The organism is Pseudoalteromonas sp. SIMBA_162, from assembly GCF_046535955.1.
In the GTDB taxonomy this organism is placed as follows: domain Bacteria; phylum Pseudomonadota; class Gammaproteobacteria; order Enterobacterales; family Alteromonadaceae; genus Pseudoalteromonas; species Pseudoalteromonas marina.
In genome coordinates this window covers 1-231 of record NZ_JAWJBQ010001347.1, presented here as the reverse complement: position 1 = coordinate 231, position 231 = coordinate 1, and the positions used below count along the sequence as shown (strand labels likewise).

Sequence of the window (231 nt, the reverse complement as noted above, 5' to 3'; positions counted from 1 at the left end):
TCGGTATCGCGCATTCTGTTCAGCATGGGCCGTGACGGCATCCTGCCACGTCGGGTGTTCGGTACCCTGTCCGAGCGCTACAAGACCCCGGTGGTGGCCATTGTCCTGGTGTCGCTGGTGTCATTGCTGGCGGTGGTCATCGACCTCACCACCCTGGCGTCGATGATCAGCTTCGGTGCACTGGTGGCGTTCTCGGTGGTCAACCTGGCGGTGATCAAGAGTCACCTGGGC

Annotated in this window: 1 protein-coding gene; it reads left to right on the top strand. The window is 62.3% G+C overall.

Annotated features, from left to right (window positions below; all coding sequences use genetic code 11):
* A partial coding sequence (locus R0J88_RS24015) for an amino acid permease (RefSeq protein ID WP_410901460.1) occupies positions 1 to 231 on the top strand: 231 nt, incomplete at both ends.